Source organism: Neobacillus drentensis, assembly GCF_036966985.1.
In the GTDB taxonomy this organism is placed as follows: domain Bacteria; phylum Bacillota; class Bacilli; order Bacillales; family Cytobacillaceae; genus Neobacillus; species Neobacillus drentensis_E.
The window spans coordinates 12,453-38,734 of sequence record NZ_JBALSN010000143.1 but is presented as its reverse complement, the minus strand read 5'-3'; the positions used below and the strand labels follow the sequence as shown (position 1 = coordinate 38,734).

18 protein-coding genes are annotated in these 26,282 nt (G+C 39.3%); all 18 read left to right on the top strand.

Annotated elements, in window-relative coordinates:
• Positions 1 to 185: 185 nt before the first annotated feature.
• The 18 genes from V7659_RS10095 to V7659_RS10010 all read left to right on the top strand — a co-directional run bounded on the left by V7659_RS10095 (position 186) and on the right by V7659_RS10010 (position 25,998).
• Entirely contained in the window at positions 186 to 2,135 is a 1,950-nt protein-coding gene (locus V7659_RS10095) for an LTA synthase family protein (RefSeq protein WP_335539826.1), read from the top strand.
• A 115-nt stretch (positions 2,136 to 2,250) separates the two neighbouring features.
• Complete coding sequence (locus V7659_RS10090; protein WP_335539827.1) at positions 2,251 to 4,299, top strand: YhgE/Pip domain-containing protein; 2,049 nt, start codon at positions 2,251 to 2,253, stop codon at positions 4,297 to 4,299.
• 371 nt (positions 4,300 to 4,670) lie between these two features.
• Entirely contained in the window at positions 4,671 to 5,384 is a 714-nt protein-coding gene (locus tag V7659_RS10085) for a phosphoadenylyl-sulfate reductase (RefSeq protein ID WP_335539824.1), read from the top strand.
• A gap of 37 nt (positions 5,385 to 5,421) precedes the next feature.
• Entirely contained in the window at positions 5,422 to 6,411 is a 990-nt protein-coding gene (gene sat, locus V7659_RS10080; protein ID WP_335539822.1) for a sulfate adenylyltransferase, read from the top strand.
• 46 nt (positions 6,412 to 6,457) lie between these two features.
• Positions 6,458 to 7,375, top strand: a complete 918-nt coding sequence (locus V7659_RS10075) for a class II fructose-bisphosphate aldolase (RefSeq protein WP_335453553.1) — start codon at positions 6,458 to 6,460, stop codon at positions 7,373 to 7,375.
• Between the two features lie 31 nt (positions 7,376 to 7,406).
• Positions 7,407 to 9,833: an alpha-mannosidase gene (locus V7659_RS10070; protein WP_335539821.1), complete on the top strand. Its 2,427-nt coding sequence runs from the start codon at positions 7,407 to 7,409 to the stop codon at positions 9,831 to 9,833.
• Positions 9,834 to 9,835: 2 nt separating this feature from the next.
• Complete coding sequence (locus V7659_RS10065; protein WP_335453557.1) at positions 9,836 to 10,507, top strand: class II aldolase/adducin family protein; 672 nt, start codon at positions 9,836 to 9,838, stop codon at positions 10,505 to 10,507.
• The gene (locus V7659_RS10060; protein WP_335539819.1) at positions 10,504 to 11,775 is read left to right on the top strand and encodes a four-carbon acid sugar kinase family protein; all 1,272 of its coding nucleotides are present in this window, start codon (positions 10,504 to 10,506) and stop codon (positions 11,773 to 11,775) included. Before V7659_RS10065 ends, V7659_RS10060 begins: the two co-directional genes overlap by 4 nt.
• 27 nt (positions 11,776 to 11,802) lie before the next feature.
• On the top strand, positions 11,803 to 12,447 hold the full coding sequence (locus tag V7659_RS10055; RefSeq protein WP_335453561.1) for a D-sedoheptulose-7-phosphate isomerase: 645 nt from the start codon (positions 11,803 to 11,805) through the stop codon (positions 12,445 to 12,447).
• On the top strand, positions 12,444 to 13,421 hold the full coding sequence (locus tag V7659_RS10050) for an ROK family protein (RefSeq protein WP_335453563.1): 978 nt from the start codon (positions 12,444 to 12,446) through the stop codon (positions 13,419 to 13,421). Before V7659_RS10055 ends, V7659_RS10050 begins: the two co-directional genes overlap by 4 nt.
• A gap of 37 nt (positions 13,422 to 13,458) precedes the next feature.
• Positions 13,459 to 15,615, top strand: a complete 2,157-nt coding sequence (locus tag V7659_RS10045) for a Sip1-related alpha-galactosidase (RefSeq protein WP_335539817.1) — start codon at positions 13,459 to 13,461, stop codon at positions 15,613 to 15,615.
• An 18-nt stretch (positions 15,616 to 15,633) separates the two neighbouring features.
• Positions 15,634 to 18,789, top strand: a complete 3,156-nt coding sequence (locus V7659_RS10040) for an FAD-dependent oxidoreductase (RefSeq protein ID WP_335539815.1) — start codon at positions 15,634 to 15,636, stop codon at positions 18,787 to 18,789.
• 5 nt (positions 18,790 to 18,794) lie between these two features.
• The gene (locus tag V7659_RS10035) at positions 18,795 to 20,138 is read left to right on the top strand and encodes a GH1 family beta-glucosidase (protein ID WP_335453569.1); all 1,344 of its coding nucleotides are present in this window, start codon (positions 18,795 to 18,797) and stop codon (positions 20,136 to 20,138) included.
• A gap of 7 nt (positions 20,139 to 20,145) precedes the next feature.
• On the top strand, positions 20,146 to 22,029 hold the full coding sequence (locus V7659_RS10030; RefSeq protein WP_335453571.1) for a beta-N-acetylhexosaminidase: 1,884 nt from the start codon (positions 20,146 to 20,148) through the stop codon (positions 22,027 to 22,029).
• Between the two features lie 35 nt (positions 22,030 to 22,064).
• Complete coding sequence (locus V7659_RS10025; protein WP_335539813.1) at positions 22,065 to 22,598, top strand: hypothetical protein; 534 nt, start codon at positions 22,065 to 22,067, stop codon at positions 22,596 to 22,598.
• Positions 22,599 to 22,623: 25 nt separating this feature from the next.
• Positions 22,624 to 23,646, top strand: a complete 1,023-nt coding sequence (locus V7659_RS10020) for an alpha/beta hydrolase family protein (protein ID WP_335539811.1) — start codon at positions 22,624 to 22,626, stop codon at positions 23,644 to 23,646.
• 130 nt (positions 23,647 to 23,776) lie between these two features.
• Positions 23,777 to 24,442, top strand: coding sequence for a hypothetical protein (locus V7659_RS10015; protein WP_335539810.1), 666 nt, complete (start codon positions 23,777 to 23,779; stop codon positions 24,440 to 24,442).
• A gap of 32 nt (positions 24,443 to 24,474) precedes the next feature.
• Positions 24,475 to 25,998, top strand: coding sequence for a glycine betaine uptake BCCT transporter (locus V7659_RS10010; RefSeq protein WP_335539808.1), 1,524 nt, complete (start codon positions 24,475 to 24,477; stop codon positions 25,996 to 25,998).
• The last annotated feature ends 284 nt before the right edge of the window (positions 25,999 to 26,282 follow it).

The window sequence follows — 26,282 nt, the reverse complement described above, 5'->3', positions numbered from 1 at the left end:
AAAAAAAAAAAGCGTATAGTAATGTTCTTGTGCTGGTCATTTTGTTTATTTCTTAAATTGTTCATGGATTATTCATATTTAACTGTTAAGATAGATGTTAGCCTATTGAAGGCAGTATTTTTCTCACTAATATAAAAATAATAACTGAAACTATATAATCATAGATTACAAGGTAGGTGCTATAGATGAATAACTTATTACAAAGAGGTCAAAGTATTTTCACTAAATATGTTGGCTTTTTCTTTTTGGCAGTATTTTTTCTTTGGATAAAAACATATATCGTCCAATTAACTCAATTTGACTTAGGAATAGAAAATCCACTTCAGAAGTTTCTCTTATTTATTAATCCGCTCGGATCTGCATTACTTTTCTTGGGCTTATCTTTCTTCCTTAAAGGGAGAAAGAAGTATATTGGGCTGATTGTTATCGATTTTCTATTATCGTTTCTTTTATATGCCAATATCATATTTTACCGATTCTTTAATGACTTTATTACCTTGCCTACGTTAACGCAGACGCAAAACTTTGGCGATGTAAGTAGCAGTGTTACTTCCTTGTTAAAACCATATGATTTATTATTCTTCCTTGATATCATTTTGTTAATTGGTTTACTTGTTTTCCGTTTTGTGAAAATAGAAGTGAAGGATATGAATCGCGGGAAAGTTGCGGCATTATTTTCAATGGCACTTGCGATTTCAACTGCAAACTTAGCCTTAGCAGAAACGGACCGTCCTCAATTACTAACAAGAGGATTTGATCGAAACTATATCGTGAAATATTTAGGGATGTACAATTATACCATTTATGATGCCGTTCAAAGTACGAAAGCATCCGCACAAAGGGTTATGGCCAGCAGCGATGATAGTACAGAAGTTATTAACTATACAAAATCTAACTATGCAGAGCCAAATCCAGCTTACTTTGGGGCTGGTAAAGGAATGAATGTAATCTATTTACATCTTGAATCGATGCAAAACTTCCTTATAAATTACAAGTTAAATGGGGAAGAGGTAACACCATTTTTAAATTCATTAACGAAAGACCAAAATACGCTTTACTTTGATAATTTCTTCCATCAAACTGGACAAGGTAAAACATCGGATGCTGAATTTATGTTAGAGAATTCATTATATGGATTATCTCAAGGTTCAGCTTATACAACAAAAGGATTAAACACCTATGAAGCAGCTCCTGCCATTTTAGGTCAGCAAGGCTACACATCAGCTGTGTTCCATGGGAATTCAGGAAGCTTCTGGAATCGTAATGAAATCTATAAATCATTTGGCTATGACAAGTTCTTTGATTCAAACTACTATAATATAGATTCAAAAGATCTTGCGGAATATGGGCTGATGGATAAACCATTTTATAAACAATCCATTCCGTTACTAGAATCCTTACCAGAGCCATTCTATACAAAATTTATCACTGTATCTAATCATTATCCTTATCCAATTAATGAAGAAGATGCAACGATTGCACCAGGTACGACTGGGGATAAATCTGTTGATGGTTATTTTCAAACCGCACGATATGCGGACGAGGCATTAAAGCAATTCTTTGACTACTTGAAAAAATCTGGTTTATACGATCGTTCAATTATCGTCATGTACGGTGATCATTATGGTATTTCTGAAAATCATAATAAAGCAATGGAACAAGTTATGGGAAAAGAAATCACACCTTTTGAAAATGCTGGTTTACAACGTGTGCCATTATTCATTCGTGTCCCAGGAATGCAAGGTGGAGTGAACCACGAATATGGTGGCCAAATCGACCTTCTTCCAACACTTCTACACTTGCTAGGTACAGACACAAAAGAGTATGTCCAATTTGGAACCGACCTATTATCTAAACAGCATGATGATTTAGTGCCGTTCAGAAATGGTGATTATGTAAGTTCAACCATCACTTCTATTGATGGTAAGTTCTATGATTCCAAAACAGGATTAAAATTAGATGAATCAAAAAATGAAGAAGCTAAAAAAGACCAAAAAATCGTTGAATATAAATTAAAGCTTTCAGATAAAGTCGTCAATGGAGATTTATTACGTTTCTACAAACCTGCAAACTTTACTTCAGTTGACCGATCACAATATAACTATAATAAAGATGAAAATGTCGTCTCTAAATAGTAAACTGCCTGAGTGAATTCTCAGGCAGTTTTTTTGTCCTTCAATTTGTACAAACACATTCTGCTTGCATCATTATGTTCAAAAGGTGAAAAGATATAGGCAGTAGGAAGTCTGTATAGGGGGGATTATAATCGGGAAAGTTTGGCACATATATAAAACTGATTGGAAGAATATCTTTCGAGTGCCTACTGTAGTGTTGTTAATTGGTGCACTTATGGTTCTGCCGTCGGCTTATGCTTGGGTGAACATAAAGTCAATGTGGGACCCGTATAGTAATACATCTGGGATTCGTGTGGCTATTAGTAACGAAGATGAAGGAACCGAAATACGCGGAAAAAAAATAAATGTCGGTAACGATACCGTCAAGAATCTTAAAAAGAATCATCAACTTGGCTGGGTTTTTGTTAATCGTACAGAAGCAAAAAGTGGAGTGGAGAAAGGACTTTATTATGCCTATCTCATCATTCCTAAGGATTTTTCAAGGAAACTGTCGAGTATTTTAGAGGTAAACCCTCAAAAACCAGAAATCGAGTTCGGAGTAAATGAAAAAATCAATGCTGTTGCTCCCAAAATCGTAAGTTCAGGAGCATCAAGCGTAACCGCCCAAATAAGCCAAGCTTTTATTAAGACAGTAAGCGAAGCTATTTTTAAAGGATTTTATAAAGCTGGAATTGAATTGGAGCAAGCACTACCATCTATACATAATGTTGAAAAGCAAATTTTTGCTTTGGAAAAAGCTTTGCCTGAAATAGAAAAAATGGGGAAAGTAGCGATTGAACTCGAAAAGAAGTTACCTGATATTCAGGCAAAGGGACAAAAAGTGATTGAGTTAGAGCAGAGAATACCAGAAATAGAACGGGCGGCTGCGAGTATTTTAAAGGTTGAGGAACGGTTACCACTTATCAAAGAAACAGGTGAAAAAGTCATAACCCTGCAAGAAAAAATTTCTAGTCTCCAGGATGCAAGGGAGCTTATTTCGGGTGCTGTATCCAATTTAACGGAAGTAGAAAACGTTTTACTTCAGTCACTTGAACAGATGAAGGGATCCTCAGTATCACAGAGTGAGTCCAAAGGAGAACAAGCAGAGATAAGCAGGATATACGAAGAACTCTTAAAAATACATGAAAATGTTGTGGATGCACAGACAGGTCTACACCAGAAAGTAGATGAACTGACAAAAGAGGTTAACACAGCAGCCGATTTTTTTAAAAATGATTTTGCGAATTATGAACAAAAAATCCATGGTGCAGCTGACTTTGTTCGGACAGGTTTACCAAATTTAGAAAGCGACATTCGAAATGCATCAGATTTATTTAGAACAAGGTTTCCTGCCTTTGTGAGGGCTGTCCACAAAGCAGCAGACTTAGCACGTAACGATTTACCTGGATTTGAGGAGAAAATAAGGAGTGCTGCTGATAAAATTAGAAGATTTGAAAGCAGTGTAAATATGTATGATTTAATCCAGTTTCTAAAGCATGATCCTCAAAAAGAAAGTAGTTTTCTTTCGAATCCAATCTTATTAAAAACAAACCGGCTATTTCCTATTCCGAACTATGGATCGGCCATGACACCATTTTATACCATGCTAGCACTTTGGGTTGGTGCAACACTCTTAATTGCCTCACTTAAAGTGGATGTTGACAATCCAGATCCTAGCTTTAAAGGGTACCAGCTTTTTTTAGGAAGGCTCCTTACCTTTCTTACCATCGGAATCTTCCAAGCTGCCATCGTTTCCCTTGGTGATTTATTTCTCATTCATACGTATGCAGTGGACAAACTCTGGTTTGTACTTTTTAGTTTGTTTATCAGCATGGTATTTGTCACAATCACTTATTCCTTATGTTCGGTGTTTGGCAATATCGGAAAAGGGTTAGCGATCATTTTTTTGGTACTGCAAATCTCAAGTTCTGGTGCAACCTTTCCAGTAAGTTTGACCTCATCATTTTTTCAAGCAATCAATCCATTTATACCATTTACCTATGCCGTGAGTATGCTTCGTGAAACAGTTGGCGGCATGATTGGCGAGGTCGTGATAAAAGATCTATTCGCACTGGTTGTCTTTATTGCGTTGAGCTTACTTTTAGCAATGGTATTAAAAAAACCACTAAGTAAAAGGATTCAACAAACGGCTGAAAAGGCAAGAACAACGAAGATTATTCCGTAGTAATCATCAAATATTTATTGAGTTGCAGACCTTTGTTGAATACACCTGTTGATTGGAGCGAAGCGCCTGGATCGGAAATCAACAGACTTGTCGCAAAGCCTAATTATAAAAACATTATAACAATCGGAATTTTTCGACAGCCAGGGCAGACATGAAAACATGTCTGCTTTGTTAATTTCTCGGGTAAATAAATGTTTTATTTTGCCTTCTTTAATACTTTTTAAAATATTGTAATAAATCAACTTGACAATTCCTATGTGTATGGTAGGATTAATTTTAAATAATAAATACAGGGATATATTGAGCACATGCTCAGGTCCATTATAATATGGATCTATTACTCTAGTAAATCAACAGGGAGGTCCACAGGGATGTCAAAAGCAGTGACTTATGAAAACTGGAATCAAATTTCGGATACTTTTTCCATAGAAGACCCGACAAAGGGTGCACGTGCTGTTTTAGAATGGGCATACAGCCAGTATCCTGAAGAAAAAATTGTCTATGCCTCCAGTTTTGGTGCAGAAGCCATTGTATTAATTGATCTAATTTATCAAGTTAAAAAAGATGCTCAGATCGTTTTTCTAGATACAGGACTTCATTTTCCAGAAACTTACGAGGTAATCGACAAAATTGAAGCACGTTTTCCAGAGCTTCAAATCGAGCGAAAAACTCCTAAATTGAGTTTAGATGAACAAGCAGCGGAATACGGCTCTGCCTTATGGAAAAGGGAACCTAATCAATGCTGCCAAATTAGAAAAGTTATTCCTTTACGTGAGGCACTAACCCCAAGAGAGGCATGGATTTCAGGTCTACGCAGGGAGCAGTCTCCAACAAGAAAGGATACTCAATTCTTAAATAAGGATGAAAAATTTCAAAATATTAAAATTTGCCCGCTTATTCATTGGACCTGGGATGAGGTTTGGGAATACATCAAGGAAAAGGACCTTCCTTATAACCAATTACATGATCAAAACTATCCAAGTATTGGCTGTTTCCCTTGTACCCAGGCTGTTGGAACTAATGGTGATTCCCGTGCTGGACGTTGGTCTGGCAGCAGCAAAACAGAGTGTGGATTGCACTCGTAGGAATTGAATGAAAACTTATAATGAAAGGTTGATAAAAATGTCATACTTACCAAAACCTCATGGAGGAAAACTTATTCAAGCGTTTGACCCTAATTACGATCTAACTTCAGTAGTAAAAGAATTAGAAATTGATGCGATTGCCTTAAGTGACCTTGAATTAATCGGAATTGGTTTATTTAGTCCGTTAAAAGGTTTTCTTGGTAAAGCGGATTATGAATCTGTTGTTAACAATATGCGCTTAGCAGACAATACCATTTGGTCCATCCCAGTTACACTTCCAGTTTCTTACGAGGTTGCTGGATCACTAGTTATAGGTGAAGAATTCAAACTTACTTATAACAACGAAGTTTATGGAGTGATTAAGGTTTCAGAATGGTATGAACCTGACCTAGACAAGGAAGCAGTTGAAGTATATAAAACGGGAGAACTTGCTCACCCAGGTGTGAAGCGTCTTTATGAAAGAGGACCAGTATACGTGGCAGGAGAAATCGTTTTAGTTAAAAAATCAGAAAAAGGTGTTTTCGGTGATGTATGGTTTGAGCCAAAGGAAACTCGTGCCATTTTCGAAGAAAAAGGATGGAAGACAGTTGTAGGCTTCCAAACTAGAAATCCGATTCACCGTGCACATGAATACATTCAAAAGGCGGCTCTTGAGACTGTTGATGGCTTGTTTGTAAACCCGCTAGTTGGTGAAACAAAGTCAGACGACGTCCCAGCAGAGGTTCGTTTAAAAAGCTACCGAGTGCTACTAGATAATTATTATCCAAAGGAGCGTGCACAGTTAGGTGTGTACCCAGCTGCAATGAGATATGCAGGTCCAAGGGAAGCTATTTTCCATGCACTTGCTCGTAAGAATTTTGGCTGCACTCACTTTATTGTCGGTCGTGACCACGCTGGTGTTGGTAACTATTACGGAACTTACGATGCTCAGCATATTTTTAGTAATTTTACAGAAGAAGAGCAAAGTCACTTTGTAACGAGCCCTGAATTAGGAATGGATGCTGTTAAGCGAGCTCTTCAAAAGTAAAAACTATTATTCACTACAAATATATAAATAGAAGGAATGACGACGAATGAATCAATTGAAACCAACAAATGTCCTCCCGTTAACGAAAGTGCTTGAAATGGCGGAAAAATTTCATTATGCAACAGGATCATTTTCACCGCGTTATACAGCAATGATTGCACCAGTTTTAAAAGCAGGTCAACATTCAGCTTCACCACTGATTGTTCAAATTTCACAAAAGGAATTAGAACGGTACGGAATTACCCCGTTTGAATTTGCAGATGAGTTTTATGCGCAGGTTGAAAAATTAGCAATCACTGTACCGGTTGTCTTACATCTTGACCATACGAAAGAAATGAAAGTGATTAGGGATGCAATTGCAGCAGGCTTTACATCAGTAATGATTGATGCATCTGAAAAACCATTTGCTGAAAATGTGAAAATCACAAAAGAAGTAGTCGAATATGCACATGCCAAAGGAGTTTCTGTGGAAGCAGAACTTGGAATGATTGGAACAACTGATTTTATTGAAACCGATCATGATGAAGAATTATATACCGATCCGGTTGAAGCAGCTGAATTTGTAAAGCAGACAGGTGTCGATGCCTTAGCTGTTTCATGTGGCACTGCACATGGTGTGTATATGGTTCGTCAACCAAAGGTTGATTTTGAACGGTTAAGTGCTATTCGTGAATTAACACCTGTACATCTCGTGCTTCACGGAGGATCAGGTGTACCTAGCGAAATGATGCAAAAGGCATTTCAATTGCCAAATGGCGGGGTAAGTAAAGTGAATATTGCCACCGATCTCGAGCTTTCTTTCTTAAAAGCGATTGGACGTGAAGAAAGATTGACCAATGAAGAGTGTAATCATATACCTGCTGAGCTTTTACAAGTAGGTCAGGCAGCGGTTGGTAAGACCGTAACGGAGAAGATCACACAATTTTTATTAAGTGATAACAAGGCAAGTCAATTCAACCAATAAGACGACGAGAATAAGGGCAGGGGTTGAGGTAATGAAAGATAAAACATTCCATATGATTGGGAACGCTCATTTAGATCCGGTGTGGCTCTGGCAATGGCAAGAAGGGTTTCAAGAAACAAAAGCTACGTTTCGGTCTGCATTAGATCGAATGAAAGAATATGAAGATTTCATTTTCACTTCTAGTTCAGCTTCAATGTACGAATGGGTAGAAGAAAATGAACCTGAAATGTTTGCTGAAATTAAAGAGCGGATCGAAGAAGGACGCTGGCGAATTGTGGGTGGCTGGTGGATTCAGCCTGATTGTAATATCCCGAATGGAGAATCCTTTGTACGACAAGGACTTTATGGTCAGAGATATTTTAAAGAAAAATTTGGTGTAACAGCAAAGGTTGGCTACAACGTCGATAGTTTTGGTCACCATGGTATGCTCCCTCAAATATTGAAAAAAAGCGGAATGGATTCTTATGTATTCATGCGGCCGGCACCAAATGAAAAAGGACTGCCAAGTAATCTTTTTTGGTGGGAATCAGATGATGGCTCACGTGTGTTGGCCTTCCGAATTATGCATGAATATAATTCATGGGGAAAAGAACTAGATCGGATTGTCAAGCGATGTAAAGGTGAGTTTAAAGGAAACGTTCAAGACCAGATGATTTTTTACGGCGTTGGAAACCATGGCGGAGGACCAACAAAAGAAAATATTGAAAGCATTTATCGTTTAAATGAGGATGCAGCACTTCCTAATCTAGTATTCTCCACTCCTGAAGAATATTTTGAAAAAGTAAAGAATACAAAGGATTTGCCAGTTGTTCATGATGACCTGCAGCATCATGCGAGCGGCTGCTATGCAGCCCATTCAGGTGTAAAGCAATACAATCGAAGGGCAGAAAATATGCTGGTGACTGCTGAGAAATATTCGGCTCTTGCATTTTGGTTAACAGGACAAGCTTACACTGCTGAGTTTTACCGGGCATGGAAGAATGTATTATTTAATCAGTTCCATGATATTTTAGCGGGAACAAGCATTGAATCGGCCTATGAGGACGCGAGAAATCTATACGGGGAAGCCTTGGCTATCGCAGATCGGGCACTGAATAATGCCATCCAGTCTATTTCATGGAAGATAGATATTGATCAAGATGAGAGAATGAGACCAATTGTTGTCTTTAATCCACACGCCTGGAATAGCAAAGTGAATGTCGAAATTGAAATTGGCAGCATTAAACCAACATCAGTTTTAATCGATGACCAAGGCCAGGCAGTTCCGTTTCAAACGATACAGTCTCAAGCGACAGCGGGCGGACGATACCGTTTAAACTTTTTAGCAGATTTACCCGCAATGGGATACCGTGTTTATCGTATTTATACAGAATTACCTGGTATTGAATCAGCAGTGGAACCAATAACAGCAAGTTCACATGCAATGGAAAATGACCGTTTTAGAATTGAGTTTGATCCTGAAACTGGTTGGATTTCTAGTCTATTTGACAAAAAAGTGGGGCATGAAGTATTTTCAGGCCCAGCAGCAAGGCCGGTAGTGATCAACGATAAAACAGATACATGGAGTCATGACACCCTACACTTTAATGAAAAGATTGATGACTTCAAGGCTACAAGAGTATATCTTGCTGAGCATGGACCGGTTAAATCAGTGATCCGGGTGAAAAGTGAATACAACCGTTCCATCTTAATCCAAGATTTCACAATGTACCATGAAAAAGATCAAATCGATGTAAAAGTAACCGTTGACTGGCGCGAGAAATTTAAGATGCTTAAGCTTGTTTTTCCAATTAATGCAATCTTTAGAAAACAAACCTATGAAATTCCTTATGGAACCATTGAGCGCGAGCATAATGGTGAGGAAGAACCAGGTCAAAGCTGGGTGGATGTTACCGGTGTGACACCGAACCATGAAGGAGTTTATGGATTAAGTCTCATCAATGACGCAAAATCTAGCTACAGCATTCATAATAAAGAGCTTGCATTAACAGTATTACGAAGCCCAATCTACGCTCATCATGACCCGCTTGTACCTGAAGAGGACGGGGAATATTCATTTATTGATCAAGGAGTTCAACGTTTTGAATACTCATTACTTCCACATGAGGGAAGCTGGGAAGAGGCAGAAACACCGAAAAGGGCAGCAGAGTTGAATTGCAAGCCAATCTCGATTATCGAGACCTTCCATAAAGGTTCATTGCCACAAAATGATTCTTATTTGAAAGTAACTGCGGATAATGTACTCGTTAGTGCAATCAAAAAAGCAGAAGACAATGAAGATTTAATCATTCGTTTATATGAAACAAATAAACTGCCAACGGAAGCAGAGATTACCTTGCCAAAATTTGATCGGACTTTCAAGGCTGTCTTTAAGCCTTCTGAAATTAAAACTTTCCGTATTCCCAAGAATGTTGATGAGCCTGTTAGGGAAACAAATTTGATTGAATGGGATGAATAACAATGGTTATTTTGGATAAAAAACAAGATCTAAAAAGGCAATTAAGGGAAACAGGGAAATATATGATGCAATATGATCTCGCCTGGGGGAATTCAGGGAATATCAGTGCCAAAACCGAGGAAAATTCGTTTTTAATTACGGCGAGTGGAACGTATTTAGGAGATTTGGATTTAGAGGATTTTGCCGAATGTTCAATTGAAACAGGTCAGGGTATAGGCAGTGGCAGAAAACCTTCTAAAGAAATTCCGATGCATCTCGCCATCTATGAAACTCGTCCTGAGATTGGCGCTGTATTGCATGCCTCGCCTTTATATAGCACATTAGTTGCTTCTTCAAACATTGAAATTCCTTCGTCATGGTTTGTAGAAAGCATGTATTATTTGGAAAAGATTGAGCGGGTACCTTATGCACACCCTGGGTCAAAAGAACTTGGTGAGCTTGTTCGGGAACAAGCGAAAAAGGCAAACATTCTCCTATTAGAAAATCATGGCGTGCTTGTTTATGATACGTCCTTAAAAGAAGCGAAAATGGCATTGCAAACATTAGAAATGGCATGTCGAATGCTAGTAATCTCTCAAAAAGCTGGTGTGCACATACAAGAACTTTCTGAGGAAAAGATCCAGAGTTTTCTTGTGGATTCAGGATATAAACCAAGAAGGAAGTGGCAACATTGATTGGAATCGTTGCGGATGATATTACTGGAGCAAATGATATTGGAATCATGTTTGCTAAAACAGATTGGCAGACAGAAGTGTTTCCTTATCCATTTCGCAATAAAATGGGAACGTTCCCACCAGATGTATTAATCATAGATACGAACTCACGTCTGGATCAAACTGAAGAGGCATATGAGAAAGTATTTGCAAGCACCAAAAGGCTGCAGACTCTTGGTTGTGAACAATTTTTCAATAAGACCTGTTCTGTTTTTAGAGGTAATATTGGTGCGGAATTTGATGCAATGCTTGATGCACTTGAAAGCGAATTTGCGGTGATTGTTCTTGGGTTTCCTAAAAACGGCAGAACGACGTTACATGGGCAGCACTTTGTTCATGGAAAGAAATTAGCAGACTCTGAGTTTCGTCATGATCCTGTCCATCCGATGCATCGCTCGGATTTGGTTGGAATTTTACAAGCGCAGACAGAAAGAAAAGTGGAACTAGTTGATCATAAGATTGTTGAACAAGGCAGTGAAATACTGAAACAAGAAATTAATTCAATGCGCTCTCATTGCCAGTACTTAATTATTGATGTCAAGGATCAGTCTTCCTTACAAGTCATTGCTAAAGCAATAAAGGATGAAAAAATTATTTGTGGTGCATCAGGGATTGCAGAAGAATTAGCCCTCGTCATGAATAAAGGTCAAAATGGGACTGGTTCGATATCCATACCAAAATTGGAATCAGGGGTATTGTGTGCGGCCGGTAGTTTGATGCCGCAAACTTTTCATCAAGTAGAAGAAATGAAACAGCGCGGACTTCCTGTATTTGAAATGAAATCACCGATTCTTTTTTCGGATCAAAAGGATGCCCATTTAGAGGAACTTATTACGAATCTTGTCAAACGGTTAAATGATAGCAAGGATGTTCTTGTTCACTCTTCAAATACTCAAGAGGTAGTCCAAGAAACAAAACAACTAGGTGCTGGTCTGGGCTATACCAATACTTCCATATCAAGAATGGTATCCGAAAGCTTAGCATTTGTAGTAGATGAGACATTAAAAAGAACCAAAGTTAACCGTTTGTTATTAGCGGGTGGAGAAACATCTGCTTCTGTTTGCAGCAGGCTCGGCATCGAGGGATTGACTGTATGGAAAGAAATTGAACCAGGTCTTCCATCATGTATTAGTTTCGACCCTCCCACGCGGATGCTTGTACTGAAGTCAGGTAGCTTTGGAAGTAAGGATTTCTTCGTCAAAGCGATAGAGCACCTGAAAGAAAATTAAACTAACAATTTAATAGGGGATGTAGCAATGAATGCTAATTTAATGAATGCTAACTTAGAAAAGCTATTTAGAAAGTATCCGGAATTAGTGGAATGCCAAACAAGTATGGGGGAGGCCTTCGAAGCGATTCAGCTGGCTTATAAGTCAGGTAGAAAACTGTTATTAGCGGGTAACGGCGGCAGTGCAGCTGATTGTGAGCATGTAGTTGGAGAATTAATGAAGGGATTTATGTCAAAACGTCCACTGTCCGAAAAAATGAAAGAAAAATTAGCTTCAGTTTCAGGCGGCGATAACTACCTGGGAGAAAATTTACAAGGTGCGCTCCCGGCAATCTCACTGGTAAGCCACTCAGCACTTATGACCGCATTCGCCAACGATGTGGCCCCTGATATGGTTTTTGCTCAACAAGTATTCGGATATGGAAAAGCAGGTGATGTATTTATCGGCTTTAGCACCTCGGGGAACTCCAAAAATATAAATCATGCGGTAAAAGTTGCCAAGGCACTAGGGTTAGTAACCATTGGATTCACTGGAAAAGGCGGTGGAGAATTGAAAACGTTGTGCGATGTAACGATTTCAGTTCCCTTTGATTCCACACCTGATATACAAGAAAGACATCTCCCGATTTACCATACCCTCTGTATTTTATTAGAGGAGGCGTTCTTTGGATGATTCCCGTTTTAGCCGGTTTAGATATTGGCGGTACAAAATGTGCCGTGGTATTAGGAGTGGAAGATGAAAAAGGGATTACGGTAGTGGCAAAACAAAGCTTTCCTACTCCGGGGACACCTGACTTAGCCCTTTTAACAATGATGAATGAATTAGAAAAATTATTGCTGGAACAAAAAGAAATAGAACTGAAAGCCATAGGAATCAGCTGTGGAGGCCCGCTTGATAGTAAAAAAGGTTTGATATTGTCGCCCCCAAATCTACCAAACTGGGATCGGATTGATGTGGTTTCGATATTAAAAGAACGTTTCCGAGTTCCAGTTTCTCTCCAAAATGATGCCAATGCCTGTGCATTGGCTGAATGGAAATGGGGAGCAGGAAAAGGCACGAACAACATGATTTTTCTAACGTTCGGTACGGGAATGGGTGCAGGTTTTATTTTGGATGGTCGTTTGTATACAGGAACAAATGATTTCGCTGGCGAGGTCGGGCATATTCGTTTAGAGGATGATGGTCCAATTGGATTCGGAAAGGCAGGCTCATTTGAAGGCTTCTGTAGTGGCGGCGGAATCGCCCGCTTGGCACAGATGAAGGCGGAGGAGTGGTTAAATCAAGGAAAAGTGACCTCTGTTTGTTCTAATCGAGATGAAATTGCAGCAATCACAGCAAAAACAGTTGGTGAAGCAGCTCAAGCAGGCGATGTATTTGCGAATGAGATATACGCCATTGTTGGTCAAAAATTAGGTCGAGGTCTGGCTCTGTTAGTCGATATGCTAAATCCAGAAAGAATTGTCATTGGAAGTATTTATTTGCGCCAGGAGGCATTGTTGAAGCCAATTGTCATGGAAGAACTTCGAAAGGAAGCACTTTCTTATTCTCTCGATGTTTGTACTGTGGTTCCTTCCGGCTTAGGAGAAAGTGTAGGTGACCTGGCGGCGCTTTCTGTTGCCAAATATGGACTAGAAATCAACGGTTAAGTTCTTTAACAAAAAAATGAACTAAAGGAGCAATACGATGTTTCAATTCCAGCAAAATCATAACGAGCTGCAATGCCATTTGAATAATAAAACAGTTCTTTCCGGTGTTCAAGTTTCTATTAATTTGGATACTCAATCCCTGCAAAATTTAGAATTAAAAACTATTGAAGAGAGCACAGGAGAAGACCATCTGGGTTTTTATACAGAATATCGTTCTTCATATAGTGATAATGACGATACAGTAATCACGAAATTACGATTCCGCTGCTACGCTTCATTTATTACTGCCTTTGTTGATGCGGATGTTAATAATGAAGAATTGTTTAAAAAACAAGCTTTTTTTTCACCACAGCGTGCCATCAACATTACCATTAACAACCTAATGGAAGATTATGAGATTATGGCGAACTATCAACATAAAGAGTGGTGGACGCGGCCATTCTTTACAGATAATATTCGAGAAATACCAGAACGGACCCAATCGTTATTACTTAGAAGCGAAAAAGAAGAATATTATCATATGCTGCCAGTTTGTGATGAAGTAGTACGGACAGATTTAATCGGTACAAAAGATGGCTTGCAAATCTCGATCTCCCCATTTCATGGCGGCTATAATCATATATCCACATTTGCTTTTATTTTAGGAACGGGAAATAATCCTTATTCTTTAGTGAATGAAAATGTTAAGAAAGCCATGACGCTATGTGGACAAAGCATCATGCCAAGAGAAGAAAAAAAATATCCTGAGATTCTTGATTACTTAGGTTGGTGCAGTTGGGATGCCTTTTATCATGCGGTTAATGAAAAAGGAATCCTAACCAAAGCAGAGGAACTAACACAGAAAAACCTACCAGTTAAATGGATGATGATTGATGATGGCTGGTCCGAGGTTGAAAATAAAAAACTTTACTCCTTTGATGCGGATCAGGAGAAATTTCCCCATGGATTGGCCAATACGGTTTCATCACTTAAGGATAACTTTGGCGTGAATTGGGTAGGTGTTTGGCATACCCTTGCAGGTTATTGGGGAGGAATTTCACCGAATGGACCGTTGGCTAAGTCATTAGATAAACATTTATTTAAAGCCAAAAACGGCAGTTTAATTCCATCACCAAAAGCCGAAGATGGTTTTGGTTTCTGGCATGCTTGGCACTCGAAATTAAAGAAAGATGGAATCGACTTTGTAAAAGTCGACAGCCAAAGTGCCATTTCAAACTTTACAGTCAATAACCAATCTGTTGGGGAAGCAGCAAGTGGGGCCCATACAGCACTCGAAGCCTCATGTTCCTTGCATTTTGATAATACAGTGATCAACTGTATGGGAATGGCAGAGGAAAATATTTGGCATCGTCCATACTCAGCGGTTTCTCGGAATAGTGATGACTTTGTTCCGCAAGAAGAGCTAGGCTTCAAAGAACATGCCTTGCAAAACGCCTATAACTCCCTTTACCATGGTGCGTTCTATTGGGGCGATTGGGATATGTATTGGACCAAAAACCATGATGACCTCCAAAACATGATCTTACGCGTAGTAAGCGGCGGGCCCATTTATTTCAGTGATGCCGTAGATCAAACAAATCCAGACATGATTTGGCCGTTAATTTATAAAAGTGGACAAATTATTCGTTGTGAACAACCTGGAGTACCAACTCAAGATTGCCTCTTTATTGATCCAACAAAAACAAAAATGCCGTTAAAGATTTGGAACCAATGTAAAGGGGCCGGAGTGGTGGCTGCGTTTAATATTAATGAAGAAACTGGATCAGTACAAGGATCTGTCGGTCCAAATGATGTACCAAGTTTAGTGGGTGAAACGTTTGTTATTTTTGACGTATTAACGAAGAACTACTCGGTTGTAAACAAACAAGAACGAATCAATATTGAAATCGGAGAAAACGGGGCTTCCCTGTATTTAATAATTCCAGTTCAAAAGCAATTTACGCCAATCGGTCTTTTAAATAAGCTCATTTGCAATGATGGGATTGTAAAGGTTTGGAACATGGAAAAGGAATTGAAAGTAACCTTAAGAGAAGGTGGAGTTTTTGCTTTCTTGTCGGAAGGAAAACCTGTCAAAGCAATGGTTAATGGTGAATTGGTATTAATTCACCAAGATCCTAAAAACGAACATCTGTTTACCATTGATTGCCAAGATGTTGAAGGTGAAGTGCTTCTTGAGATAAAAAAAGTGTACTAATGTAAGGGGGCTATCATTGTGACTAATCATCGATTGCCTGCTCAAGAAATCCCTATTTTGGCGGACGTGGATGTCGTCATAATTGGGGGTACCTTCGCTGGTTTAGCAAGTGCCCTACAATTTGCTCATCAGGGTAAACGGGTAATGGTGGTTGAATCTAGAACCTATTTAGGAATTGAATTAACAGCTAATCTTAGTCCTTGGATTACACCTGAACAAGCAACAATGCCTAGACTAATGCAAGCTTGTGTAATCGCTTGTGGAAAAACTATTAGCAAGGGAAAGTCTCAATCGATCGTCTTTCATGTTGATCGATTGAAATTACAGTTGGAAGAAGAATTGCTTGCTGCGGGAATCCAATTATTGTATGCCTCGCTCCCGATTGGGATCACCAGCATGGCTGACAATTATAATGGTTTGATTATTGCCAATAAATCAGGACGACAATTGATTCGATGCAAAGGAATTGTTGATGCTACTGAAACAGCTATCACGACCTTTTTTAGCGCTGAAGCATGGAAATTAGCAGAGAAGGGTAAAAAAGCTTACTTTAGACGAGTTTTAGAGTTTACTAACGTTCAAGGGATTGACCAATTAGACTTATTAGTACCAACACAATTAGGGATAAAAGAGAACAAGATTTACCTTTACAACGGCTATCATGGGAATGGACATTTCTATGTTGAATATCAAATGTTGTTACATGCGGAGAACCGTTTAGAAGCCAATCAACAGCGAGAATTGACAGCACAAAAGGCAGGAATTGCTCTTGCGGAATATTTGATTAACCACGTTCCTGCCTTCAATAAAGCATTGTTATGTGCCAGTTCTTATGAATTAAAAGGGCCGTTTCAAGAAAATGAAGAGAATCAAAAAATTCACCCACAAATTCAACTTGATAGATTAGCAGTTAACTATCCAAATACGTGGAGTTTTTATCAAGATCTTTATGACAATGGTAATTCTGACTGGCTTGACCCCGTCAAAGCAACTGCATTAGGAGAACAATTTGCAGAATTAGTAACTGATCTTACTTTAAAACAGGAGAGTTCAAGGCAAACTAATGCTCAGATTTCAAATGAGAATGTCTGTTTTGAAATGAGAATCCCTGTTGATTTATTGGATCGCAATGTTGATTATCAGTTTGTACCAACTCAGGAAATATTCTATTCTAAATCAGCAGGTGTGCTTGTTGCCGGAGGCGGTTCAAGTGGAGCATCAGCAGCGATTGTATCCGCAGAAGAGGGTATCAATACAATCCTTGTTGACCTGAACCCAGGACTTGGTGGAACGGGTACTTTTGGCGGAGTGGACAGTTATTGGTTTGGGAAGCGCCATGGATATGCTGAGAGAATTACGAAACTTGTCCATGATGTCCAGAAACGAATTAGGTACAAAGGACATAAGTGGAATATTGAAGCGAAAAAGTTTGCCTTATTAGAAACGGCTGATCGATTAGGAATTGAATTGTTGTTTAATACGATTACGTTTGGTGCAATCACAAAAGGAACTAAGGTATGCGGCAGCCTTGTGGCCACGAAATGGGGGGCAGGCACAGTTTGGTCGGACTGTGTGATTGATGCTACTGGTGATGGCGATCTTGCAGCATTTGCGGGAGCGGAATTTGAATATGGTTCCGTTCGTGACCATGTGGTGATGTGGTATTCACTTGCGCAATATAAAGAGCCAGGTAAATTACAAAATAACTTCACGAGTATGGTGAATGTGTCGGATGTTCAAGACTATACTAGGGCAATCCTTGCTGGGAGAAGAAGATGGAGTGCTGACGTTGATAGCTGCCATGACCACGGCATTTATGTAGCTCCCCGTGAAAGCCGTCATATCATTGGTGATGTGGTCATGAACATGAGCGATCAATTGTTGCAGCGAAGCTGGACGGATTGTATTAATATTCATTTTAGCAATCATGATATGAAGGGAATTAGTGAGGCTAACTGGTTAAATACCGGCCTAATCCCGCCAAACCTTGAAATAGAAATCCCCTATCGAATGCTACTCCCAAAAGGTCTTGAGGGAATCTTAGTAGTTGGAAAGGCAGTTTCGGCAACACATGATGCCCTTCCAGCTATTCGAATGCAATCGGATTTAGAAAACTTGGGGGGCATTGCAGCCCTTGCCGCTGTGATGGCTGTGAAAGAAAAACAGTATCCTAGACAAATAGATTACCGGCTTTTACAAGAAAGAGTCGTGAAAGAAGGCTTAATGCCTGAAAGTATTTTAGAGAGAAAAATGGAGTCTATTCTATACACAGATGAAGAATTAAAGAGATTAGTTGATTCGATTGAGGTGAATGAGCCTCTGTACGAATACTCTAATATGCGGATGAATGAAATCTATCAAAAGAGGATACCGTTTGTTGAAATCTGTACGGCGGGAGAGAGAATCATCCCTTTTCTCGAACAAGCATACGCAGTCGAAGACGGAATCCGTAAGGTACGAATCGCACAAGCATTGGCGATGTGTGGGTCAAAAATGGGTGTACCAACCTTGATTTTTGAAATCATGGCCATGCTTCAGGGAGAACAGCTGCCGAAACGGACAGCGGATATTTTATATGTAACGATACCGCCTGACCACGGAGCCATGTCAGATACCTGTTATTTGCTCTACTCATTAGGACTTACCAGAGATAAACGCAGTATTAATGTATGGCAGAGGATCGCTGATTTACTGCACCCAACAGAAGAAGATTTTAAAGATACGATGTGGGGGATTTTTTATTATATCCATGCTGTTTGCGTTGGTGCTGAGAGATTAGGTGATGTGGATGCGGTTCCAGTGTTAAAGCAATTACTGCGCATCCCATCTGTCAACAATCAACAGTGTTATGCTGGCCATCAAGCAGATTTTTTCCTTGAAAGGCGCGCCCTTCTTGAACTAGCCATCGGTAGAGCCTTGGCACGGTGCGGAAGTGCACAAGGGTATGAAATTTTAATCAATTATCTCGATGATGTCCGTTCCTTGCTTAGTAAGCAGGCTCATTCAGAATTAAAGCGATTATGTGCCCTTAACCTTCATAAGGATAAAAGGGTTTGGAAAGATTGGCTTGAGAGTAAAAAAGCTGCTTTAAAACCACAACCATATATAGTCCATACAGATATTGGTGTCAACAACGAAACGATTCTACGAAAAATAACTATCGAAAGGGGTTAACAATCGTGTCAATTATTACATTTCCAAAAGATTTCCGCTTTGGGGTTTCTACTGCGGCCTATCAAATAGAAGGTGCCTATAATGAAGACGGCAGAGGTATGTCTATCTGGGATACCTTTAGTCGGATTCCAGGAAAAGTCAGAAACGGAGACAATGGCGATATCGCTTGTGATAGTTACCATCGCATCGATGAAGATATCGCCTTATTAAAAGAATTAGGTGTAAATACATACCGCTTCTCGATCGCCTGGCCAAGAATTTTTCCGAATGGCAGAGGAGAAGTAAATCAAAAAGGTCTGGAGCACTATCATACATTTGTTGATAAGTTGTTAGAAAATGGAATTGAACCTCTATGTACCATTTATCATTGGGACTTGCCGCAAGCGCTTCAAGATGAAGGCGGCTGGAAGAATCGCCAAACGATCGAGGCATTTGTGGAGTACTCGGAATTATTGTTTCATGAGTTTTCTGGAAAAATCAAATCATGGTTAACTATCAATGAGCCTTGGTGTGTTTCATTCTTAGGATATTTCGTTGGAGAACAAGCACCAGGAGAAAAAAATCTCCAATCAGCCCTTGATGTAGCACATCACTTATTACTTGCCCACGGAAAAACGGTTAAGCGTTTTAAAGAGCTTGGAATTCCTGGAGAGATCGGTTTTGCGCCAAATGTTACTTGGTATGAACCATTTAGTAATCGCCCAGAAGACATTGAGGCTTGCAAGCGAATCGCTGCTTGGTTTACGGAATGGTTTTTCGATCCTGTCTTTAAAGGCAGCTATCCACAAATATTAGTTGATTGGTTTGCAGCAAAAGGAGCAAAAGTAAACATCGAAGAAGGCGATATGGAACTCATTAATCAGCCTATCGATATCCTAGGAATCAATTATTATACGGGAACGGTCTCTAGATATAAAGAAGGTCAGGGAACGTTTGATTGTGAACACATTGATATTGGATTTGATCACACGGACATTGATTTCACCATCTATCCAGAGGGTTTCTATAAAGTCCTAATGGATATTAAAAATAAATATGGGGATGTCCCAATCTACATTACCGAAAATGGAGCAACGTACAATCAAGAACCGGTAGATGGACGTGTTCACGATGATAAACGGATCAAATATTTGAAACAGCATCTAACGCAAATTAGTCGTGCGCTTAACTCCGGTGTTAATTTAAAGGGCTACTGTATTTGGTCGTTGATGGATAATTATGAATGGTCATACGGCTATAGCATGCGTTTCGGACTTGTTCATGTGGACTACCAAACATTAAAAAGAACAAAGAAAGATAGCTATTATTGGTACAGCAAATTGAATCAAAACTATTGGTTCGAGGTGTAGATTCCCTATGAATATGCACTTTTATGGCGATATCCAAGGCCTTGAAGAGGGATTATCAATTATTTGTCACGAGCTTAAGATTGAACAAAGTGAACAAGGGTTTCCTATTCATGTGAAACAAATGGCTGGTCCGTTAAAAGTTAACTGCAATCCTGAACGCGGGGAAATTTTCTTTGAAGAGAAGTTTCACTTTTTCCGCGCAGTAGGATTATGGATCCAAGAGTTTGAGGAAAGCAACGTGTTCCAGGTAAGTGAAGACCCGCAATTTAAAACCAATGGTGTGATGGTGGATGTTTCTCGTAATGCGGTTATGACCGTAGATGGAATTCAAAATCTCCTCCGGAAAATGGCGTTAATGGGGCTTAATGTCGTGATGATGTATACAGAGGATACCTTTACAGTTGAAGAGTATCCCTATTTCGGATATATGCGTGGGAGATATAGTGAGCAGGAATTACGTGAATGTGATGACTATGCCCATCATTTTGGAATTGAAATGATCCCTTGTATCCAAACTCTTGCCCATTTAACTGAGGCATTGAAATGGAATTATGCAGCTAACATAAAAGATACTGCCGATATTTTATTAGTGGGTGATGAAGAAACCTATGAATTTATTGAAAAATTATTAAAGGCAGCATCCAAGCCGTTTCGAAGCAATCGGATTCATATTGGTATGGATGAAGCCCATCAGCTTGGCTTAGGAAAATATTTGGAGCAGCATGGCTACCAAAAGCGTTTTTCGATTATGAATGAACATCTGCATAAGGTTGTGGCGCTTGCTGATAAGTTGTCATTAAAACCGATGATTTGGAGTGATATGTATTTTCGACTTGGCTCGAAAACAGGTAATTATTACGACCTAAATGCCCATATACCAGCAGAAGTCATTGATTCCATGCCGAAAGATGTCCAGATGGTTTATTGGGATTATTATCATACAGATGAGGAGTTTTACCGAACATTTTTGCAAAAGCATAAAGAATTTGGATCTGAGCCAATCTTTGCTGGCGGCGTATGGACATGGAATGGTATTGCCCCGAACTATGGAAAAACAATTGCGACTACAAATGCTGCTTTGGAAGCTTGTAAGAAAGAAGGAATCACTGAGGTATTCGCTACCATGTGGGGCGACAACGGGACAGAAACGCATCCCTTTGCTGGATTAGCAGGGCTGCAGTTATTTGCTGAACATGGATATGAAAGGGATTTGAGTCAAAAAAGATTATCAAAACGATTTACATTTTGTACCGGTGGAGATTGGGAAGACTTCCTTGCCCTAAATGAGTTTGATGAGACCCCTGGAGTTTCAAAAGATAACCTTCATGAATCACATCCATCCAAATTTTTACTATGGCAGGATATTTTACTCGGTTTATATGATGAAAATATTCGTACATTGCCATTATCCGAGCATTATTTAACCTTAGCTGCACGCATGGAAAAAGCGAAAGAACGGAATAAAAATTGGTTAGAGATGTTTTCATTTTATACCCAACTGGCCCGTGTTCTAAGTATAAAAGCAGAGTTTGGCATCCATTTAAAAGCCGCTTACGATCGACAGGATAATCAAGAGTTAACGCAATTAAAGGACCAGCTTCCATTATTAAGAAGCATGGTGGATGAACTCCGCAAACTGCACCGTTCTTTATGGCTTTCAAGCTTGAAGCCTTTTGGCTGGGAAATTATCGATATTCGTTACGGCGGGATCTTGTCTCGATTAGAAACGGTGGAGTATCGCCTGCAGACTTGGCTTGATGGAAGCATTAATAGAATCGAAGAAATAGAAGAGGAGCGCCTTTTCTTTGATGCACCATGGAAAATGCCTGAAGGTGCTTTAGGCCGAAATACGTATCATCGAATTGTAACAGCCGGAGGATTCTCTGTATAAGTAGCTTGTGAACTAGCAATAGAATAGGAGTGTTCATGATGATAATTGGCTTTCAAACGGCAAACTATTTTGCCCGTGCAACTAACTACCAGACTAGTATGGATTTGTGGGGAGAAGCTGAACGGAAAGTAATTGAGACCTTTAGCCTAGCTGAATTTGACCGTATTTGCGGGGATATTCAAGGTGCGGGGTTTCAGGATATCGAACTCTGGATGGGACATTCCTTTCCTAAATTTATGACTCCTTTTTTTGCAGAGGAATTACAGAAAATTTGGAAGAGTCATGGATTAAGTGTCTATTCCTATTCATGTTCACTTGGTGATCCAGTTCGATATCCAAGATGGACCCGTCTTTGTTTTGAAACAGCCAAAATGCTTGGAATTGAGTTAATTACTAGCGGAATTACCAAAGAATCAGCTCCCGTTATTTATAGCCTTTGTAATTCTAACGCTTTCATCGGTGATTGTGTTAAGTCTTCGCTGGGCCATGCTTGCAATACTGCTTTTAGTATTAGCCTTAAAGGGATCGATTTCTCTGATCCGCAACAAAACGAAGAACCAAAAATATAAAACTTCTTCTATAGTGTGGAAAACGATGATGATGACATTGGTATTTGTTTTTTCATTTGCACCCACAGTAGTTTTCCCACAGCATACATCACCAAAAGTGACAGGAAAATATGAAGTCGCAACCGCTACTTACACATATATTGACAAAAACCGGATCGAGGAATTTACTGACAAAGGGGACAACAGATTTGTTAATGTGGAATTCTGGTATCCCAAAAATGTAAAGGAAACATACCCTCTTTTGGTGTTCTCACATGGGGCATACGGTATTAAAGCAAGCAATACCTCTACCTACACTGAGCTAGCAAGCCACGGTTATGTAGTCGTTTCCATCGACCATCCCTATCACTCCTTTTTTACGGCATCAGAGGATGGAACTAAGGTCTTGATCAATTCAGATTATAACCACGAAATCGAAAATCTCAATAAAGAGGGATTTTACACGAAGGAAGAAGAATATGAGCTCATTCAAAAATGGATGAAACTGCGAACAGACGATATGAATTTTGTCATTGATACGATTCTTAAAAAAGCCAAAAGTGACAATAACCCCGTTTATCAACAGATCAATACAGAGAAAATTGGTGTGTTCGGGCATTCCATGGGCGGTGCGGCAAGTGTTTGGCTGGGCAGAGAACGTAAGGATATAGATGCAGTTGTAAATATTGATGCCCCGTTCTTTAGTGATCTTGTTTATAAAAAAGAGATGGATGATTATGTGGCTAGAGATGAAGCCTTTACCACCCCACTCCTTAACATTTATTCTGATGATGTTTGGGGGCAGCTCGACAGTAACTCTACCTATGTTGCGAACAAACTTAATAATGAAAACTTCAAAGATGCCTATACTACTCATTTCAAAGGGGCAAAACATTTAAGCTTGACCGATTTACCGCTATTTTCTCCACTACTTGCAAATATGCTGCAAGGCGGAAAAGCCGGTATTGATCCATATTACGCTATTGAAACTGAAAATGAATTAATTCTGAAATTTTTTGATTATGAATTAAAGGGAATTGGCGAGTTCACTTCTAAAGAGACATATTGATTTATATCTAACTAAAAACTTCAACTTCATGTTTTTCTAGAAAAAAGGCATCCTAAAGATGACAGTGTTGCATCAAAATTCCAAGTTGTTATGAATACTACTCCACCTATGATTGAAGGGAGAATTAGTAATGAAGCTGTATCAAGTCAGAAAAGGGCAATTTGTTTACTATAACAATGAGTTACACAAGGTGTATGGAGTTAAACCAATGTATAAACTCTCCGTTCATCTGATCAAGCTAAGGGATTCAACACAGCATATAACCAATGCAGCGAGTGTGGAAAAATACATTCCAAGGGAAAATGACAGTTTTATTTATAATCATAAGGTATATACGCTTAGGAATAATCAAAAACCAGTAGCGGGAGATTTGATTTTCATTAACAATCCGGCCCCAGATACCTTGGATCACTATTCCTTAAATGAAATTGAAGTGGTTGAAACGGTTGATAAAAAAGGGGTCATTACAAGCGATTTGGATGGTATCAAGCATTCCGAATATTTATTGATGGTACCTGGCCGTGCTCCTGACAGTCATCCTATCGATTATAAAGACATGGTAAATATTGAAGAAAACGTTGATGATGCTGGGCCGCAAATTGTTCATCCATACGGCGAGTTATCTACTCAGCTAGGAGACATTTATAAAAAGAAGGATAGTGATGTGTTAATCGAAGCGATGGTGGTTGCCATTAAAGGACAAACTATTTATCTTGGAGGCGGTCTAGAGGTGCCGCATGAAGAGTTGATGGATACGGATAAGTGGGAATTTCAATACAATCCATTTAATAACTAACATTAGTATTTTTTAGTACCCAGGAGGTTTCCATGGATAAAATTAAAGAAAATAGTGTATTCATTATCTCTCTATTACTGACCCTCATATTTATTGTCTGGGGCGTTCTTTTTACAGAGAATCTTACCAAAGTCACCAATGCCGTTTATAATGGCTCCATTGATTATCTTGGTTGGGTCTATCTCGGTACTACTCTATTCTTCGTCTTCTTTTCAATATACTTATTGTTCTCAAAGTATGGAAATATCCGACTCGGCAGGAAAACTGACACGCCTGATTTCTCCACTGCTTCGTGGCTGGCCATGCTGTTTGGTGCAGGTATGGGTGTTGGGATTGTGTACTGGAGCGTCGCCGAACCAGTAACCCATTATATAGCCCCACCGTACGGAAAAGCTTATACGATTGATGCAGCTAACACTGCAATGAAATATACATTTTTTCATTGGGGCCTGCACCCATGGGCAATCTACACTGTTATTGGGTTAGCCCTTGCTTTTTTTCAATATAATAAAAGGCTTCCTGCAGCTATTAGTTCCGCGTTCCATCCCATTTTGGGAGAAAGGATTTACGGCCCGATTGGCAAAACGATTGATATTCTGTCCATCTTTGCAACAGTCTTCGGTATTGCCACCTCTTTGGGGCTTGGGGCCATGCAGGTTACTGCAGGTATGCATGACATATTCGGCATTCCTAATACGTTATTGATCCAGCTGATTGTCATTGTGGTCGCAACAGTTCTATTTATTATTTCCCTTAATACAGGCTTGGAAAGAGGAATAAAGTACTTATCCAACGCAGCAATCATCTTTTCAGTGGCAATCCTTGTACTGATTATGATTGTCGGTCCGGCGTTAACCGTTATTAAAGTGTTTTTCAATACAACAGGACTGTATCTAAGTGACTTTTTACACATGAGTTTACGAATAAGCCCTTTTGGAAAAGGGGAGAAATGGATTGCTTCCTGGACTTTGTTTTATTGGGCTTGGTGGATTGCATGGGCGCCATTCGTCGGCATGTTCATTGCCCGGGTTTCAAGAGGGGGGACAGTAAAGGAGTTTGTGGTTGGTGTATTGATTGTTCCCACACTTGGAACCTGTCTTTGGATGTCCGTGTTTGGGGGTTCAGCACTTGACCTTGTTCAAAATCCCGGAAACCACGATTTGGCAAAACATATCGCCGAAAATATAAACTTGTCTATATTTATATTCTTCGACCACCTTCCATTAAGCACCCTATTAAGCATTTTAGGTTTTGCGGTGATAGCTATTTATTATATTACTGTTGCCGATACCGCAACCTTTGTATTGGGGATGCTAAGTGAAGGCGGAACGCTTAATCCTTCTAACAAAATAAAAATGACATGGGGTATCATCCAGTCTGCTTTATCGGCTGTTTTGCTGATCGCCGGTGGTTTAGAGGTATTGCAGACCGCTTCCATCGCCGCCGCACTCCCATTTGCCATTATCATGCTCGTGATGTGCTACTCATTGTTAACAGGCTTAAAAAATGAAATTGAATTACAAAGAGGCAATAAAAGAAGCACGCAACATTATTAATGTTAATAAAAAACCTTCCTAATTGTATCATTGATCGGGAAGGTTTTTGTGTAACATTATTGCCTAAAGATCGAAAGTAATTGTTTAAAATAGTTAACCCCTTTTAATTATGATATGGTTCACCGTAACGCATCAAAATGAGGTTTCAAAGCAACCTTCAAATATTCAAAAACCCGTCCCATCTCACTTCCTTTTAAATAAGAATTCTTGTCCTTAATTAAGTAACCAGCGAAAGTAAAATAAGCGGAGATTTTCCGGTTAAATGCAGAATGGAGCTCGTTTCG